This window comes from Halarcobacter bivalviorum (assembly GCF_003346815.1).
Classification (GTDB): Bacteria; Campylobacterota; Campylobacteria; order Campylobacterales; family Arcobacteraceae; genus Halarcobacter; species Halarcobacter bivalviorum.
The window spans coordinates 2,615,193-2,630,731 of the sequence record NZ_CP031217.1; the positions used below are offsets into that span (position 1 = coordinate 2,615,193).

Sequence of the window (15,539 nt, forward strand, 5' to 3'; positions counted from 1 at the left end):
TTATTTAAAGTGATATTATTTAATTATAAAGTCAAATATACTAAAATCTTGTAAATCAAAGGGGAAAAAGAAATTATGGCACAATTACCACTAGAGTTAATATCTAATTTAATCTCTTTAATCATCTTAGTTATGATTTTTGTAAAGTATTATCAATACAAAAAGAAACTTGATGTATTAAAAGAATTAAATGAGTTAAAAGAGAAAAAGAAACTTACAAGTGAAGATAAATCTTTTATAAAAACAAATTTAAAAGATTATCAAGTACTATTTGCAAGAGATGAACAAAGAATTAAACTTGCATATCCAGTATTTATTTTAATTGCAGGTGTACTTTTAGCATTTTTAGACTTTAAAGAAGCAATGATTCACTTAAATGTAATTGTTGTAGCTTTCATCTTTATGCAAGTAAACAAAATTCACAATAGAAACTTTATAAATTTTCTTACAGCATTAGATAAGGGAAACTAGATTAAATTTTTTAATCTAGACCCTTTGTCATTTAATATAACTTCAAATTCACACTCATATAACCTACTAGTTTTTAAAAATTCAATTAGTTTTGTTATCGTATCTTCATAGTTTTTACAATAGATATAAAATCTCATTAGACCCTCTTTTATATCAACTGCACAAAGTTTTAACTGCTCTTTTAACTCTAATTCTTCTAAAAGATTTTTTTCAAAAGCTGCAAAAAATGACAAACATGCTGGGTCAGGAAACATAATATCATCTGCTACATGGAAATTATGTTTTACAATAAGTAGATTATCAAAACCTTCTAAATCAAGCTCTTTTTTAACTCTTAATAACTGATTTATATTATCTGTACTTTTTAATTCCCAGCTATTTTCATCTATTACCATTGTATTTGCTCCTTTCCTTTTTGTTTTAATATTTCATTTGTTTTAGAAAAGTGTTTACATCCAAAAAAACCTCGATATGAAGACAAAGGACTTGGATGAGGAGCAGTTAAAATATGGTGTTTTGTTTCATCTATTAATTTTGATTTTTTAATTGCTGGAGCACCCCATAAAATAAAAACAATATCTTCACATGAACTTGAAATATATTTAATTATATTATCTGTAAAGTTTTCCCAGCCCTTTTTTTCATGGGACTTAGGTTTTGCTTCTTCCACTGTTAAAATAGCATTCAAAAGAAGTACTCCTTGTTGTGCCCAAGAAGTTAAATCTCCGTCAAGACAAATAGAATCAACACTAGTATCATCTTTTATCTCTTTTAAAATGTTTTGCATTGAGGGTGGATTTTTTATATTACTTGGGGTAGAAAAAGAGAAGCCTTGTGCTTGTCCTTCTCCATGATAAGGGTCTTGACCTAAAATAACTACTTTTATCTTATCTAAACTTGTTTTTTCGAAAGCATTAAAAATCAACTCTTTTGGAGGAAATATCTTTTTTGTAGCATACTCTTTTTCTAAAAAGTTTTCTAACTCTTTATAATAATCTTTGCTTTTTTCAAGCCTTAAAATATCATCCCAACTTTTCATTATTTACCTTTAATTATAAAAGTGTATTATTGCAGATTAAATTTAAAAAAAGCCTGTGAAATGAAACCATATATAAAATCTATTATTGCCTCATTTTTAGTAATCTTAGCCTGTTTAGGTTTTGGAAGATTCTCATTTGGAATGGTACTTCCAAACTTACAAGAGAGTTTAAATATCTCAACTACTCAAGCTGGATTTATAGGAACTTCAAACTTTATTGGATATTTCGTTGGTATCTTTTTTGCAAACTATCTTTATAGAAAATTTTCTACGCATAGATTAGTTTTTACTACTATTTTATTACAAGCCTTTTCTATGTTTTTAATGATATTAACTACAAATTATATTTTAGTTTCATTTTTCTATTCATTTAGTGGTTTCTTTTCTGCAATTTCAAATATTGCTATTATGGCTTATATTTCAAATGTTATTCCTAAAAATGTTAGAGGTAAAGCTTTAGGTATTATTGTAAGTGCAAGTGGTTTAGCAATTGTTTTAAGTGGACAAATTGTGCCTTTTACTCAAAAGTTAGTTAAAGATGTTCCGTGGGAGTCTGCTTGGTTAGTTTTCTGTTTAATTCTTGTTCTTGTAAGTTTCTTCTCACAACCTGGAATTAAAAAACATGCTAATCACACAATTTCAGATATAAATTTTAAAACAAAAGAGTTTTTATTCACTTCAAGCTTTTGGAAAATTGCTTTTGTTTATATGGTATTTGGATTTTCATACTCAATTTATGTAACTTTTTTTGTTAGTGCAGTTATAGAAAAATATGATTTTTCAACTCAAATATCTGGAAATTTTTGGACTCTTTTAGGCTTTATGAGTATTTTCTCAGGTATTCTTTTTGGAACAATTGCAGATAAAATAGGAGCATATAAAACACTTATTTTTGTATATCTTTTACAAACAATTGCCCATGCAACATTAGCCTTTTCTTTGCCTTCATATTCTATTTGGCTTTCTGCTATTTTCTTTGGTATTTCTGTATGGAGTATTCCTTCTCTTGTGACTTTACTTTGTTCTATAGAGTTTGATAAAAAAATGACTGCAAAAGTTTTCTCTTTTGTAACTATTCTTTTTGCTATCTTACAAGCCTTTGGTCCTTTTATTGCAGGACTTATTCATGATATTTCAAAAGATTATTCAGATGTATTTATGATTACTTCATTTTTAACATTAATTACTGTTTTTATCTCTTTTATATTTTCAAAAGATAAAATAGTATCTAAAACTTAAGAAGGAAATTACCTTGAAAAATAATGGTTTTATTTTTGACCTTGATGGAACACTTATTGACTCTTTAACAGATATTGCTCTTTGTTCAAATATTGTTTTAAAAGAGTTTAACCTACCGATACATGAGATTACAGAGTATAAATATTTTGTAGGTGGAGGAGCTGAAGTTTTAGTAAACAATGCTATTCCTAAAGACTCCTCAAATGAGATGGCAATTGAAGTACTTAAAAGATTTAAACAAGTATATGATTCAGAGTTTCATTATAATACAAAACCATATGAAGGTATTTATGACTTATTAGACTTATTACATGAAAATGAGATAAAAGTAGCTATTCTATCAAATAAACCCCATGAATTTACAATAAAATATGTAAATGAATTTTTTCCAAAATATACAAATATTTTAGAAGTTCATGGCTCAAAAGATGATGTACCTAAAAAACCACATCCACATGCTGCACTAGAGATTGCAAAGGCTTTAGAGCTTACTTGTGAAAATATCTACTTTGTTGGAGATAGTGATGTTGATATGAAAACAGCAAAAAATTCAAATATGAAAGCAGTTGGTGTTTCTTGGGGATTCAGAGGAACAAAAGAGTTAATCGAAAATGGAGCAGACCATATTGTAAAAACTCCACTTGATATTTTTGAATTAATAAAGAAGAGTTAAAAACCTAACTCTTCTATTACTTCTCTAGGTGTTCTACCTACTTCTTCACATAAGCTTTTAAACTTATCATCACTTTTTGCTTCTATTCCTACTGTTTTTAGTTTCTCTATTAACTCATTAGCTGTAATACCTAAATCATTTGATAACTCAGAGATATTTTTTCTTCCTAAGCCAGTTAAACTCTCAGCTTTTGAAATAGTACTTTTTTGTTTTTCACTTAATAATGAGAAAACTTTTTGCGCACTAATATTATTGTTTTTAGCTATCTCTTTTAAAGTATCCATCTCATCAGCTTCAATATTATTAGCTTTTAATATTTCCATACTTCTATTTAAATCAAAACCTAATTTTGAAGAAAACTCCTCTAAGGTAGATAATTCAGCATGAGAATATGGAGCTTTTTCATATTTTTGTTCCCATGAATTTTTTATATCTTCTCCAAAATTTATAAAAGTTGAAAAAGGAGAAATTTCATATAAAGTACCTACTAAAAATAGTAATGTTATTACAAAAGCTACAGCCATCTCTTTTGTGAATATAATTACTACCTTTGCTTTATTTTTCATATAACTAATCATAGGTTTCCAATTATAATAAACATGCAAAATTGTAGCTATGATAAACAGAACCATAAAAGTTGAGTGCACTTGGGCATACTCTTCTTTTCCTAATCCTAAAATCTCCCAATTTGACCATTTTGCAACTCTTCCAGGGGGAGAAATAAACAACATTATTCCTGTATAAGTCATAAGAAACATTGATAATAACATTGTTAAGGAAGTGATTTTTTTAAGACTCATAATAAACTCCTTCATCTATAAGTTTATTATATTCCAAACTATTTTAAAAAGATAAGTTATATATAAGAAAGAGAGTCAGATGTTATACATCTAACTCAAAAAAAGTTTCGTCAGTTTTTTTGTACTCTGCAACTGAACAAGTAATTTTGATTGCATTATCATAATCTTCAAAATACTCTTTAAAAAGCTTTTTAAGCTCTGTAATATTTGCTGTTCTAAAAATAAAAAAGCCTACAATATTTTTACTTCTTTTTCCTGCTTTTTCTATTCCAAAACTATCAAACTTCCATTCAACACCTCTTGAATAGAAAAACACCTCTTCAAGTCTTTTTTCTAATTCATCTCTTACTGAATTGTTATACTCTTTTAGGTGAACATAAAAAGCTACATTTACATTGTATGCATCCTGTACAAGCTTTTTTTCAAACTTAGTTTCAGGTTGTTTTGTTAAATCACTATTATCCATTTTGTTCCCTATGTCATAAAATAAAATATGTAATTATAGTACATAAGAATAAAGAACAAATAAAAAAAGCTATTTCTTTAATTGACTTATAACTAAAATTAATAATTATCATAAATAAGATTAAGTTTATTTTAAGGTATACATAAATAACTATTATTTATAATACTAATAATTTAATCATAAGGAAAAGTAATGAAATTTAAAGGTTTATTATTAGGGCTTTTAGTTGCTTCTAGTTCTTTATTTGCAGCTGATTTTATTAGCTATGAAGAGCTTAGTTCAAAACTAAAAGAGGAAAATAAAAAAGCTGGGACATATGCTACAACTGAAGAAGTACAAAAAGCTTTAAAAGCAAAAGACTGGTTAGTTGCAGATGTTAGAACTATGGAAGAGTGGGCAGCAGCACATATTAAAGGTTCAGTGAGAATAGGAAGACAAGCTCCTGAAAAAGGTCTTGCACTTCATGCTCTTGATATGGAAGATAAGTTTATAAAACCAAATCTTATTATAGTATGTAACTCCGCAGCAAGAGCATCTATTGAAGCAGAAACAATTAGAAAAATGGGATTTAATCAAGTAAAGGTTTATGATTTATACTCTTGGATTGATGAGTGTAATCCTGTTGTTACTAAATATACAGTTAAAAAAGACAAAGGTGGAACTGGTCTTAAATTTGGTAACTTCTACGCAGAACATTGTAAAAGTAAAAAATAGATTTCAAAAAGGGAAGTTTCCCCTTTTGAAATTAAGCTAAAACTCTTCTCGCATTTTTCATTTTCATTTTTGCTAATTCTCTCAAATCTACATTACTATCAAGCTCATCAACAATCTCTGCACCAAGAAGTGACTCTAAAGCATCTTCTAAAGTAACAACACCCTCTGTTTGTTCATAATTATCAGTAACAATAAAAAGGTGCTCATTTTTTGTAAGGAACATATCTATTAATTTAGAAATAGCGATATTTTCATTTACTCTTTGCGCAGGTTTTATTAAATCCTCTTTATTTTCATACTTATTTTCTAATAACTCATGAAAATACTCTTTTGAAATAACTATCCCAATAATATCATCAATATCTGCATCATAAATAGGAACTCTTGAATACTCTTTAAACTTCTCTAAATCTACACTACTTCTATCTGTAAAACTATTTAAAAAAGCAGTTTTTTGTACACTAAATACAACAGATCTTGGAGTAAAAATATCTTTTATTTTTATCTCATTTAATTTTAAAAGATTTTCAATCACTGCTGTTTCTTTAACTCTTAATATACCTTTTTTCTCAGCAATTGAAGCTGTTGCTAAAATTTCATCTTTTGTAATTGTCTCTTTTTTTGCAGGCGTTATATATGTAGTAATTTTGTTCATTACAACTAAAATTGGATATGTTATAAAAACTAATACCTTAATTGCTCTTGTTGCAAACCCTGCTAAATTTTTCCAATAATATGCACCTAAAGTCTTTGGAATAATCTCAGAAAGAACAAGAATCAAAATTGTTAAAACTGCTGAGATATAAAACATATACTCATCACCAAACATTTTTGCAGCCTCTGCTCCAACACCTGCTGCACCTAAAGTATGTGCAAACGTATTTAAAGTTAAAATTGCTGCAATAGAAAAATCAATATTTCTTTTTTGATGCTCCATTAAAGAGCCTAAACTATTATTCTCTTTTTTTACAATTTCAATATGTGAAGCAGTTATTGAAAGTAAAACAGCTTCAAGTATTGAGCATAAAAAAGATACTCCTATAGCTATCAAAAAATAAATCAACATCAACATTTAGTTTTATCCTATTTTTTTTAGTAATTATATACTAATTTTTATAATTTTACATTCTTTAAGGTTTTAATTGTAATATTATTTTATAACATTTTTTGTTATCAGCAAAGGAGCAATTATGGAAGCGCTTATTTGGAAAACTGAATATAATATTGGTCACTTTAAAATTGATAATGAACACAAAAAATTATTTAACATAGCAAAAAAAGCCTATCAACTTTCAAGTACAAAAGCTACATCTTTTGAAATGGAACCATTGAAAGAGATAATAAAAGAACTTTTTCAATATGTTTCTACTCATTTTATGACGGAAGAAGAGTATATGAGTAGTATAAACTACCCCTATTTGGCTAAGCACAAATTAATACATAAAAAGCTAATTAATATTCTAAAAGAGATGATAAGCAATATTAATAGTCTTGAAATTGAAGAGATAAACTCAAAATTAAATGAATTTATCAACGAGTATTTTATAACTCATATTATAACTGAAGACAAAAAAATAAAACTTTTTAAAACTCCAATTGAAGACCTAAGAAAATCTTTTGGCTGGAAAAAAGATTATTTAGTACATGAAAAATTTATTGATGAGGAACATAAAGAGTTATTTGATATTGCAACAGAAGCTTTTAATATTACTCAAAATGAGAATAAAAAAGAGAAAATAAAAGATATTTTAAATAGACTATACTCTTATATGAAAACACATTTTCAAAGAGAAGAAGAGTTTATGAAAAAAATAAACTATCCTAAGCTGAAATACCATCATGCTTGTCATGAAAAAATAATTAATGATTTAACTCTTTTTGTAAGAGATAGTTCATTTATGCAACAGAATGTTTTAGAAAAAGAGTTAGCTAGAATAATCGATATATCATTAGTACAACATATAATCCAAGAAGATAGAAAAATCACTTCCTGGATTAAATTATGTAATAACTAAACAGCTTTTTTTACTTGTGATTTTTCAATATAATCTCTGCAATCAATACAATACATTGCATGAGGTTTTACTCTAAGTCTTTTGATTGTAATTTCAGAATCACACATTTCACAAAGACCTGTATATTTTCCATCTTCTATTTTAGTTAAAGCGTGATTAATTAAATTTAGCTCTCTAAGTTGTTGATTTTTAATATGTACATCAGTAATATAATCTCTACTTGCAGCAGCAAAATCACCCTCATCATTTAAATCCATTTCACTTAAATTTACATGCTCGTTCGACAAATTGTTTAAAGTTGACTCGATTGTCATCTTATTTTGTACTAAAAGACTTTTGATCTCTTCTATCTGTTTTTGATTTAAAGTTTTTGGCATTTTGTTCCCTAAAATATTTTTCTTAAATATACCGCAACTTAGTTGCAAATAAATAGCATTATTATATTTTTTTGCTTTATTTATGATGAAATCTAAGATTGTGTATAATATCAAATAAAAATAATTATTAAAGAGCTACTATGAATAAAAAATATACACCTGTACCTTGTGCCTTTTATGATGAACTTGAAGCTGCGGTAGTTAAAAAGCTAAATTGTGAGATTATTTACCTCGAAAATGAAGAGCAAAAAATAATCAATTCTAAAGTTATAGATTTAAAAAATATTCAAAAAGAAGAGTTTATGATACTTGAAAATAATCAACAAATTAGATTAGATTTTATACTTTTTTTCAATGGAATTTCTCCAAAAGACAAAAATTATTGTTAAATATATCAATATTTTTTCTTAAATTTGTTTAAGTTTAAAAAAAGGTTGCATATGCAATAATTGTATATGCAACTAAAAGGAGCCTTATGAATTATGCATTGAAAGACTCTATTGCGTATAGACTTATTAGAAGTTCAAATAGTGTAGTAAATAGCTTAAACAGGATACTTTCAGCTTATGATATTGCTATTGAACAAAGAGCGACGCTAGAAATCATAAAATATGAACCTGATGTAAATCAGACAAAAATAGCGAACCTTCTTGGTAAAGATAAAACAACTATAAGTCGTTCATTAAACTCTTTAGAAAAAAAAGAGTTAATCACTAGAGAAAGTGATATTCAAAATGATAAAAGAAGCAATAAGATAAAGCTAACTAAAAAAGGCGAAATGATTTTAGAACAAACCTTAGCTGACGTAACAGCTTTTAGGGAAGGGTTAAATTCTAAAATCACAGAAGAAGAGCATAGAATCTTTTTTGAAATATTAGACAAACTAGAATTATAAATGTAAATGTATATTTATAGATGTCCTTTTATGTGCTAAAAATGATAAGGAGTAGATTATGAATAATTACGTACAGGTTTCATGCGATTTATATAACATGTTTGAAGAAGCAGCTAACAATAAAGTTGATTGTGATATTACATTTGTAAAAGAAAAAGAAGAGATTACTGTATCTTCTAAAATTGTCGACCTTAGAAATGTAAATAACAGTGAATTTATGGAAACTGCTGATGGAAATGTTATTAGACTTGATAGAATCGTAGAGTTTAATGGTAAACCTACAGCAGATATCAATTATTATCAATATCAATAATTTTTTTTGACTAATCTTTTGACTATATAGTCAAATTTAATTTTGTACCCGTCAAGTAACAGAGCTACTTCTTCCTCCAGAGTAGTTCTGTTTTTCTTATAAGTATCTTCATGTATAATATGTATTATAATTTTTATAAATTCATTAAGGGCACAAATGAAGAGACTACTAATACTATTTCTTTTTATCTTATCAATACAACTAAATGCAAAAACTATCACTTTAACAGAAGAAGAAAAAGAGTTTATAAAAAATAATCCTGTAATAAAAGTAGGTATCATGCCTGACTTTACACCCTTTTCTTATTATATAAAAAATACTCCTGTAGGGTTTGAACATGAATTATTAAATATATTATCTCAAAGAACAGGCTTAATGTTTGAAAAGAAAATAGACAAATGGACAACAATCTATACTGCTTTCAAAAATAAAGAAGTTGATGTAATCACAAGTATTTCATATAAAAAATTTAGAGAACCATTTACTACTTTTACTAGCTCTTATTATGATATTCCTATTATGATTTTTGTAAGAGATGATTTTGGAGAATATAAAGGAATTAAAAGTTTAGAAGGTAAAAAAGTAGGAGTATTAAAAGATGTTTTTTATATAAAAGAACTAGAAAAAATGGGAACTATAGATTTAGTTTATTATGATACTTATGAAGAACTAACAAAGGATTTAGTTTTTGGTAAGATTGATGCATTAATGCAAAATCTTACAAATATTAACTACTTAATCAAAAAAAACCTATACTCAAATCTAAAACTTGCAAGTGAACTTATTTTACCAAACACAAAAAAAGAAGACTTAAGATTAGGAATTATTCCAGAAAAACCAATTTTGAGTTCAATCTTACAAAAAGGACTTAACTCTATTACAAAAAAAGAGAAAGAAGAGTTAGTAACTAAGTGGATTGGCTCTATTAAAGAGTATAAAGGTGGACATATTGAACTTGATAAAGATGAAAAAGCTTATTTAAACACAAAAGTTATCAAATACTGTATAAATCCTGATGGCTTACCCTTTGAAGGATTAAATGAAGAAAAAGAACATTCTGGTATAAGTTCAGATTACTATAGTTTATTTGAAAAAATCTTATCTGCTAAATTTGAACTTGTAAAAACAAAAAACTGGAATGAATCTATAACTTTTATCAAAGAAGGCAAATGTAATATGCTTGCCCTTGGTATGGAAACATATGAAAGAAAAAAATATCTAAACTTTACAAGTAGTTATTTAGATGTCCCTTTAGTTGTAGCAACAAAAGTTGATGTTCCTTTTATAAATCATATTTTAGATTTAGAAGGAGAAAAAGTAGGTATTATCAAAGGAGATGCTTTTGTAAAGATATTAAGACAAAAATATCCTTCTCTTGACTTAGTAGAAGTTGAGAATATAAATGAAGGTTTAGATAGAGTAAAAAAAGGAGAGCTTTTTGGTTTTATTGATACCCTTGCAAGTATAGGCTATGAGTTTCAACAAAAATATTTTGGAGAATTAAAAATTGCAGGGAAAATCTCTGAAACACTAAAGTTATCAATGGCTGTTGTTAAAGAAGATACTACATTATTAAATATTTTACAAAAAGCCATAAATAGTATGACAAATGAACTTCATAGAGAAATTTTCCATAAATGGATTCCTATTAAATATGAAAAAGGTGTAAATTATGATCTTGTATGGAAGATTGCTATTACTTCTTTAATAGTAATACTTTTAGTCATATATTGGAATAGAAAAATCATTAAAACAAACAAGCTTTTAGAAGAAGCACAAAGAAAAATAGAAGAGAAAAATAAAGAGTTAGAAAAACTTGCAACAACAGATAAACTAACAAATTTATATAATAGAAGAAAAATAGAAGAACTTTTAGAAATAGAGATAAATAGAAGTGAAAGATTTAACCACAACTTTGGTTTAGCAATTGTTGATATAGATAAATTCAAAGAAGTAAATGACACATATGGTCACCAAGTTGGAGATAAGGTATTAAAAGAGATTGCTAATATCCTAAATACAAATAGAAGAAAAACAGACTTTGTAGGACGATATGGTGGAGAAGAGTTTGTAATTATCTGTCCTGAATCAAGCTTAGAGGGAGTACTTAGATTGATGGAAATCTTTAAAGAAAAAATTTCTACTCATAAGTTTTATGAAGTAGGAGACAAAACTGCAAGTTTTGGAGTAACCATATCTCAAAAGGATGATACCATTGAATCTATTTTAAAAAGAGCGGATGATGCACTTTATCAAGCTAAAGACAATGGTAGGAATAAAATCGAGTACAAATAGATGACTATAGAACAAAGATTTTTACAAAAAGCTGTTGAAGATAAAAACTATGTTAGCTTTTCATATGAGGGTAAATCATATAAAAAGGTTAAGCCTTTAAAGATAGAAGAGAATATCTTACATAGTGACTCTAGAAAGTTTGAGCTTGGTAAACTTTCTAGAGTGCAGGTTTTAAGAGATAGATTTTAGTCTTTAAAGATTCTATTTAGAATACTTTAATAATATTCTATTTAATACTTTCTCTCTTTGTTTTAATGTTGAATTTTTAACACCTTTTTCAAATAGCTTTTCATGCTCTATACTCTCTTTTATATTAAGTAAAAAGTACCTATTACTATATGTATTTACTACACACTGAAGATAGGTTTCAAGTTCATCTTCATCATTAGATATATTATCATATTCAAACAGTCCCACTTTTACTAAATACTTATCCCAAGAGAGACTCTTAGGGGAAATCTTAGCTATTTTTTTTACATCAAACTTTAATGGATCAATTGGATAATATTCTGAGTTTTGCCATGAAGGAAATAATACACTATCAAAAAACATTTCTACCAAACTATTAATTTCTATCGATTCTATTTCTTTCTCGGCCAAAGACTTATTATCAGAAGTAGATAGATATAAACTCTTGACTAATGCTTCTAAATTTTTGCTTGAATTATTAATTTCTGAAACTAAATGATTTGTGGCATCTATTTGAGTTTTAACTTCTCTAGTTTTTAAAAAATCAAAAAACATTCCTGCCCATTGTTTTCTTAAGTAACTATCTATTGATTGAAAACTATCAAAACTCTCAAGAGCATTATTAGTTGAAGCTCTTCTCACTTCATCAATAAATTGAAATATATCTAACGCATACTCTTGCTTATCAATTGCAGGATACCCAATATCTCCTACAAATTCTTTATTTTTATTTTCTTTATAAATATGATGATTTAAATAAACAGATTTTTTCACTAAAGCAAAAATTGGTATATTATTATTCTTTGCAGCAATATATTCAGCATTAGTTATAGACTTTGTTTTATCAACAATATATTCTCCACCAAAACGTCCTCCAATAATAAGAATAAATAATTCACAGTTAGATACTTCTTTTATACATGCTTCATGTGTATGCAAATCTGGATGATAAAATATATCACCATTTTCACTTAGTACAGCTTCAAAACCAAAAGACTCAATGAAATTATGCAACTGTTCCCTAATTTCTCCTAAATCATAGCATGTTGAACTAACAAACACTTTCGGAACTGCCATTTAAACTCCTACTTTTATTTCTTTTAATGTTAACAAAAAACTGTCACATATCACGTCACAAAGTAAGAAAATAGTAAATTTTTGTAAAGGTCAAGGCAAGCAGTAAAAAATATTGTAGGAGTTTACTAAACTAAATGACTATAATATTTTTTACAATAACGTAGAGATTTGCAAAAAGAACTATTTTCCCCTTGCTAGTGACTTTCCAGCTAAGTAACCACTAGCCCAAGCAAACTGAAGATTGTATCCACCCCTATTCCCTACAATATCCAGCACCTCTCCAGCTAAATAAAGCCCTGCACATTTCTTACTCTCAAAAGTTTTATCATCAACTTCATCAGTTCTAACTCCGCCACCACTGGCTTCTGCGTGTTTAAAACCTTGAGTATCTATCACTTTCATTCTAAGATTTATAAGAGTATTTACAATAGCTCTAATATGTTTTGCATTTATCTCTTTTGCTTTTATCTCTTTATCTACTTTTATCATATCTATTATTACTGGAATTAATTTATTTGAAACTATTCCACTAAGTATATTTTCTAGTTTCTCTTCAGGTAGAGATTTTATTAAAGACTCTATCATTCCTAAAACTTCATTCCTATTTTGTTTAGGAAAGAGATTTATAGCTATTTGTACATCTTGATATAAAGCCATTGGATAAACTGCATATTGAGAAATATCTAAAATTGCAAAACCAGAGACTCCATATTTAGTAAAAAGAACATCTCCTTCTATCTCTTTCTCTTTTTGTCCATCTATATAAAGTGTTACAAGTGACTCTTTTTTTACTCCTTGCAATCTTGTTTTATGCTCAAAATCTGTTTGAAGTCCAACTAAAGAGGGGTAAGTCATATTAAAAGAGTGTCCAAAACTACTAGCAAGGTCAAGTCCTATCTCTGTAGAGTTTAACTGAGGTGCTGCTGCTAAGCCTGAGCTTATTAATACTTTATCATAAGCTTTAAACTCATTTTCATCTGAAAAAAGAGTAAACTTCCCCTCCTCTTTTTTTATCTTTACTATTTTAGTATCTCCAATAAAATTTAAACCCAAGCTTTCAAGTTTTGATTGAAGTAGTGTAGTTACTGATTTTGCTTCATTTGATAAAGGGTAAACTTTACCATCTTCCTTCACATCAAGCAAAAGCCCAAGTGATTTACTAAACTTTTTAAAAGAGTTAAAATCAAATTGTTTTAAAGCATAAGATACAAAAGTAGGATTTTCACCTATATAGTTATTTATTGTTGCATTAATATTTGAGATATTACATCTTCCATTTCCACTTGCAAGAATCTTTTTTCCTATTGCATTATTTATATCAAATAGGTCAATTTCTAAACTATTATTATCTTTTTTTGCTGTAATTGCAGCTATTAATCCTGCTGCTCCTGCACCAATTATTGCAATTTTACTCATGAATTACTCTTTTTTTCAAAATTTTTTATATTTTTTTTATTGTATAAAAAGTTATTTATTAAATATGCTTTTTTATATCTTGATACTTCCATATAACTTTGATATAATGGGGATTATAACAAATAAATTCTTAACATCTTAATTAAACATGACTCTTTTAATCAACTATATTTTCTAGCCCTTATATAAAGCCTATTTGATTAATCACTATTAAAACACTTGACATTATTAAAAAATTTCTATACAATTTCACTACAAATAAAAAAAGACAATTTAATAAAAGGAAAAAAAATGCAAAAAGAAACAATTGCAGTTCATGGAGGGTACAACAATAAAGAAGGTTGGGGTACTATGGCTGTGCCTATTGCACAAACAACTGCATATGCATTTAGAGATGCTGAACACGCAGCTAACTTATTTGCATTAAAAGAGCTAGGGTCAATTTATACTAGATTAACAAATCCTACAACAGACGTTTTAGAGCAAAGATTTGCACAATTAGAAGGTGGAGCTGCTGCAATTTGTGTTGCGAGTGGTCAATCTGCTATCTTTTATGCAATCGCTAATGTGGCTGAAGCAGGAGATAATATTTTAATCTCTGATAAATTGTATGGTGGTGCAGTTACTTTATTAACTCACACAATTAAGAGATTTGGAATCACTGCAAAAGTATTTAAAAGTGCTGATGCTTCTGATTTAGAAGAGCAAATTGATGATAAAACAAAAGCTATCTTTTTTGAATCATTATCAAATCCGCAAATTGCTATTGCAGATATAGAAAAGATAGTTGAAATTGCTAAAAGAAATGGTGTTTTAACAGTTTGTGATAATACAGTTGCAAGTGCAGCTTTATTTAATCCTATCTCTTGGGGAGTAGATGTAGTTGTTCACTCAACATCTAAATATACAAATGGTCAAGGTACTGCAATTGGTGGTATTATTGTAGAAAGAGATGGTTTAGCAGAGTTTTTTAAAGAAAATGCAAAAAGATATTCACACTTTGTTGAACCTGATGAGTCATATCATGGATTAGTTTATACTGATGTTCCTCTTCCAAACTTTTGTTTAAGAGTAAGACTTGCTCTTTTAAGAGATATTGGAGCAGCTCAGTCACCACATAACTCATGGTTACTATTACAATCTATTGAAACTTTAGATATTAGAATGGAAAAACACTCTAATAGTGCTTTAGAAGTTGCTAAATTCTTAGAGTCTCATCCAAAGGTTAAAGCAGTTAACTATCCTGGATTAGAATCAAATGAAAACTATGCAAAAGCACAAAAATATTTCAAAGATGGTAAAGCTTCTGGTCTTATCTCTTTTGAAGCTGAATCTTATGAAGCAGCTAAGACTGTAATTGATGCAGCTAAACTATTTAGTGTTGTTGTGAATATTGGTGATTCTAAGTCATTAATTGTACACCCAGCTTCGACAACTCACTCACAAATGAGTGAATCAGAGTTATTAAAAGCAGGTGTAAACCCTACAACAGTTAGGTTGTCTATTGGATTAGAAAATCCTAAAGATTTAATTGAAGACTTAGAGCAAGCATTAGCATAA

Annotated in this window: 19 protein-coding genes; 11 read left to right on the top strand and 8 right to left on the bottom strand. The window is 27.6% G+C overall.

Annotation, left to right across the window (positions count from 1 at the left end):
* Positions 1-75 precede the first annotated feature (75 nt).
* The gene (locus tag ABIV_RS13175; RefSeq protein ID WP_114840331.1) at positions 76-471 is read left to right on the top strand and encodes a hypothetical protein; all 396 of its coding nucleotides are present in this window, start codon (positions 76-78) and stop codon (positions 469-471) included.
* Here the strand turns inward: ABIV_RS13175 and ABIV_RS13180 are convergent.
* Together ABIV_RS13180 and ung are read right to left on the bottom strand one after the other, a co-directional pair.
* On the bottom strand, positions 468-866 hold the full coding sequence (locus ABIV_RS13180) for a DUF695 domain-containing protein (protein WP_114840332.1): 399 nt from the start codon (positions 864-866) through the stop codon (positions 468-470). The two genes, ABIV_RS13175 and ABIV_RS13180, sit on opposite strands and share 4 nt — an antisense overlap.
* Positions 860-1,510 carry a uracil-DNA glycosylase gene (gene ung, locus ABIV_RS13185; protein ID WP_114840333.1) on the bottom strand — a complete coding sequence of 217 codons (651 nt, stop codon included), beginning with the start codon at positions 1,508-1,510 and terminating at the stop codon, positions 860-862. The genes ABIV_RS13180 and ung overlap by 7 nt, the downstream gene beginning before the upstream one ends.
* 60 nt (positions 1,511-1,570) lie before the next feature.
* Here ung and ABIV_RS13190 point away from each other — a divergent pair, with 60 nt between their 5' ends.
* Together ABIV_RS13190 and ABIV_RS13195 are read left to right on the top strand one after the other, a co-directional pair.
* Entirely contained in the window at positions 1,571-2,749 is a 1,179-nt protein-coding gene (locus ABIV_RS13190) for a YbfB/YjiJ family MFS transporter (protein WP_114840334.1), read from the top strand.
* Positions 2,750-2,762: 13 nt separating this feature from the next.
* Positions 2,763-3,422, top strand: a complete 660-nt coding sequence (locus ABIV_RS13195) for an HAD family hydrolase (protein WP_228254310.1) — start codon at positions 2,763-2,765, stop codon at positions 3,420-3,422.
* Here ABIV_RS13195 and ABIV_RS13200 read toward each other — a convergent pair.
* Both ABIV_RS13200 and ABIV_RS13205 read right to left on the bottom strand, forming a co-directional pair.
* Positions 3,419-4,222: a DUF4405 domain-containing protein gene (locus tag ABIV_RS13200; RefSeq protein ID WP_114840336.1), complete on the bottom strand. Its 804-nt coding sequence runs from the start codon at positions 4,220-4,222 to the stop codon at positions 3,419-3,421. The genes ABIV_RS13195 and ABIV_RS13200 overlap by 4 nt on opposite strands.
* Before the next feature lie 82 nt (positions 4,223-4,304).
* Positions 4,305-4,688, bottom strand: coding sequence for a hypothetical protein (locus tag ABIV_RS13205; protein WP_114840337.1), 384 nt, complete (start codon positions 4,686-4,688; stop codon positions 4,305-4,307).
* Positions 4,689-4,880: 192 nt separating this feature from the next.
* Between ABIV_RS13205 and ABIV_RS13210 the strand changes: the two genes are divergently transcribed.
* The gene (locus ABIV_RS13210) at positions 4,881-5,402 is read left to right on the top strand and encodes a rhodanese-like domain-containing protein (protein WP_114840338.1); all 522 of its coding nucleotides are present in this window, start codon (positions 4,881-4,883) and stop codon (positions 5,400-5,402) included.
* Between the two features lie 31 nt (positions 5,403-5,433).
* On the opposite strand, the gene ABIV_RS13215 is transcribed toward ABIV_RS13210, so the two are convergent.
* Positions 5,434-6,474 carry a CNNM domain-containing protein gene (locus ABIV_RS13215; protein ID WP_114840339.1) on the bottom strand — a complete coding sequence of 347 codons (1,041 nt, stop codon included), beginning with the start codon at positions 6,472-6,474 and terminating at the stop codon, positions 5,434-5,436.
* 118 nt (positions 6,475-6,592) lie between these two features.
* Between ABIV_RS13215 and ABIV_RS13220 the strand changes: the two genes are divergently transcribed.
* On the top strand, positions 6,593-7,417 hold the full coding sequence (locus tag ABIV_RS13220) for a bacteriohemerythrin (RefSeq protein WP_114840340.1): 825 nt from the start codon (positions 6,593-6,595) through the stop codon (positions 7,415-7,417).
* Here ABIV_RS13220 and dksA read toward each other — a convergent pair.
* Complete coding sequence (dksA, locus tag ABIV_RS13225) at positions 7,414-7,794, bottom strand: RNA polymerase-binding protein DksA (protein WP_114840341.1); 381 nt, start codon at positions 7,792-7,794, stop codon at positions 7,414-7,416. The two genes, ABIV_RS13220 and dksA, sit on opposite strands and share 4 nt — an antisense overlap.
* A 140-nt stretch (positions 7,795-7,934) precedes the next feature.
* Here dksA and ABIV_RS13230 point away from each other — a divergent pair, with 140 nt between their 5' ends.
* The 5 genes from ABIV_RS13230 (at position 7,935) to ABIV_RS13250 (ending at position 11,486) form a co-directional block, all read left to right on the top strand.
* Positions 7,935-8,183: a transcriptional antiterminator Rof gene (locus ABIV_RS13230; RefSeq protein ID WP_114840342.1), complete on the top strand. Its 249-nt coding sequence runs from the start codon at positions 7,935-7,937 to the stop codon at positions 8,181-8,183.
* An 86-nt stretch (positions 8,184-8,269) separates the two neighbouring features.
* Complete coding sequence (locus ABIV_RS13235) at positions 8,270-8,689, top strand: MarR family winged helix-turn-helix transcriptional regulator (RefSeq protein WP_114840343.1); 420 nt, start codon at positions 8,270-8,272, stop codon at positions 8,687-8,689.
* A 58-nt stretch (positions 8,690-8,747) separates the two neighbouring features.
* Positions 8,748-9,002, top strand: coding sequence for a hypothetical protein (locus ABIV_RS13240; RefSeq protein WP_114840344.1), 255 nt, complete (start codon positions 8,748-8,750; stop codon positions 9,000-9,002).
* A gap of 156 nt (positions 9,003-9,158) precedes the next feature.
* Complete coding sequence (locus ABIV_RS13245) at positions 9,159-11,297, top strand: transporter substrate-binding domain-containing diguanylate cyclase (RefSeq protein WP_114840345.1); 2,139 nt, start codon at positions 9,159-9,161, stop codon at positions 11,295-11,297.
* Positions 11,298-11,486 (top strand): hypothetical protein, encoded by a 189-nt coding sequence (locus ABIV_RS13250; protein ID WP_114840346.1) that lies wholly within the window; start codon positions 11,298-11,300, stop codon positions 11,484-11,486.
* 12 nt (positions 11,487-11,498) lie between these two features.
* Here the strand turns inward: ABIV_RS13250 and ABIV_RS13255 are convergent, their stop codons facing one another.
* Both ABIV_RS13255 and ABIV_RS13260 read right to left on the bottom strand, forming a co-directional pair.
* Complete coding sequence (locus ABIV_RS13255) at positions 11,499-12,563, bottom strand: DUF4062 domain-containing protein (RefSeq protein WP_114840347.1); 1,065 nt, start codon at positions 12,561-12,563, stop codon at positions 11,499-11,501.
* A gap of 180 nt (positions 12,564-12,743) precedes the next feature.
* Positions 12,744-13,979, bottom strand: coding sequence for a BaiN/RdsA family NAD(P)/FAD-dependent oxidoreductase (locus ABIV_RS13260; protein WP_114840348.1), 1,236 nt, complete (start codon positions 13,977-13,979; stop codon positions 12,744-12,746).
* A gap of 291 nt (positions 13,980-14,270) precedes the next feature.
* Here ABIV_RS13260 and ABIV_RS13265 point away from each other — a divergent pair, with 291 nt between their 5' ends.
* Complete coding sequence (locus tag ABIV_RS13265) at positions 14,271-15,539, top strand: O-acetylhomoserine aminocarboxypropyltransferase/cysteine synthase family protein (protein WP_114840349.1); 1,269 nt, start codon at positions 14,271-14,273, stop codon at positions 15,537-15,539.

Bases quoted from the DNA above. Each gene is read 5' to 3' on its own strand.
- ABIV_RS13220 (WP_114840340.1), top strand. From the start codon at position 6,593: ATGGAAGCGCTTATTTGGAAAACTGAATATAATATTGGTCACTTTAAA.
- ABIV_RS13180 (WP_114840332.1), bottom strand. From the start codon at position 866: ATGGTAATAGATGAAAATAGCTGGGAATTAAAAAGTACAGATAATATA.
- ABIV_RS13175 (WP_114840331.1), top strand. From the start codon at position 76: ATGGCACAATTACCACTAGAGTTAATATCTAATTTAATCTCTTTAATC.
- ABIV_RS13265 (WP_114840349.1), top strand. From the start codon at position 14,271: ATGCAAAAAGAAACAATTGCAGTTCATGGAGGGTACAACAATAAAGAA.
- dksA (WP_114840341.1), bottom strand. From the start codon at position 7,794: ATGCCAAAAACTTTAAATCAAAAACAGATAGAAGAGATCAAAAGTCTT.
- ABIV_RS13200 (WP_114840336.1), bottom strand. From the start codon at position 4,222: ATGAGTCTTAAAAAAATCACTTCCTTAACAATGTTATTATCAATGTTT.
- ABIV_RS13215 (WP_114840339.1), bottom strand. From the start codon at position 6,474: ATGTTGATGTTGATTTATTTTTTGATAGCTATAGGAGTATCTTTTTTA.
- ABIV_RS13205 (WP_114840337.1), bottom strand. From the start codon at position 4,688: ATGGATAATAGTGATTTAACAAAACAACCTGAAACTAAGTTTGAAAAA.
- ABIV_RS13260 (WP_114840348.1), bottom strand. From the start codon at position 13,979: ATGAGTAAAATTGCAATAATTGGTGCAGGAGCAGCAGGATTAATAGCT.
- ABIV_RS13235 (WP_114840343.1), top strand. From the start codon at position 8,270: ATGAATTATGCATTGAAAGACTCTATTGCGTATAGACTTATTAGAAGT.
- ABIV_RS13190 (WP_114840334.1), top strand. From the start codon at position 1,571: ATGAAACCATATATAAAATCTATTATTGCCTCATTTTTAGTAATCTTA.
- ABIV_RS13255 (WP_114840347.1), bottom strand. From the start codon at position 12,563: ATGGCAGTTCCGAAAGTGTTTGTTAGTTCAACATGCTATGATTTAGGA.
- ABIV_RS13240 (WP_114840344.1), top strand. From the start codon at position 8,748: ATGAATAATTACGTACAGGTTTCATGCGATTTATATAACATGTTTGAA.
- ABIV_RS13210 (WP_114840338.1), top strand. From the start codon at position 4,881: ATGAAATTTAAAGGTTTATTATTAGGGCTTTTAGTTGCTTCTAGTTCT.
- ung (WP_114840333.1), bottom strand. From the start codon at position 1,510: ATGAAAAGTTGGGATGATATTTTAAGGCTTGAAAAAAGCAAAGATTAT.
- ABIV_RS13245 (WP_114840345.1), top strand. From the start codon at position 9,159: ATGAAGAGACTACTAATACTATTTCTTTTTATCTTATCAATACAACTA.
- ABIV_RS13250 (WP_114840346.1), top strand. From the start codon at position 11,298: ATGACTATAGAACAAAGATTTTTACAAAAAGCTGTTGAAGATAAAAAC.
- ABIV_RS13230 (WP_114840342.1), top strand. From the start codon at position 7,935: ATGAATAAAAAATATACACCTGTACCTTGTGCCTTTTATGATGAACTT.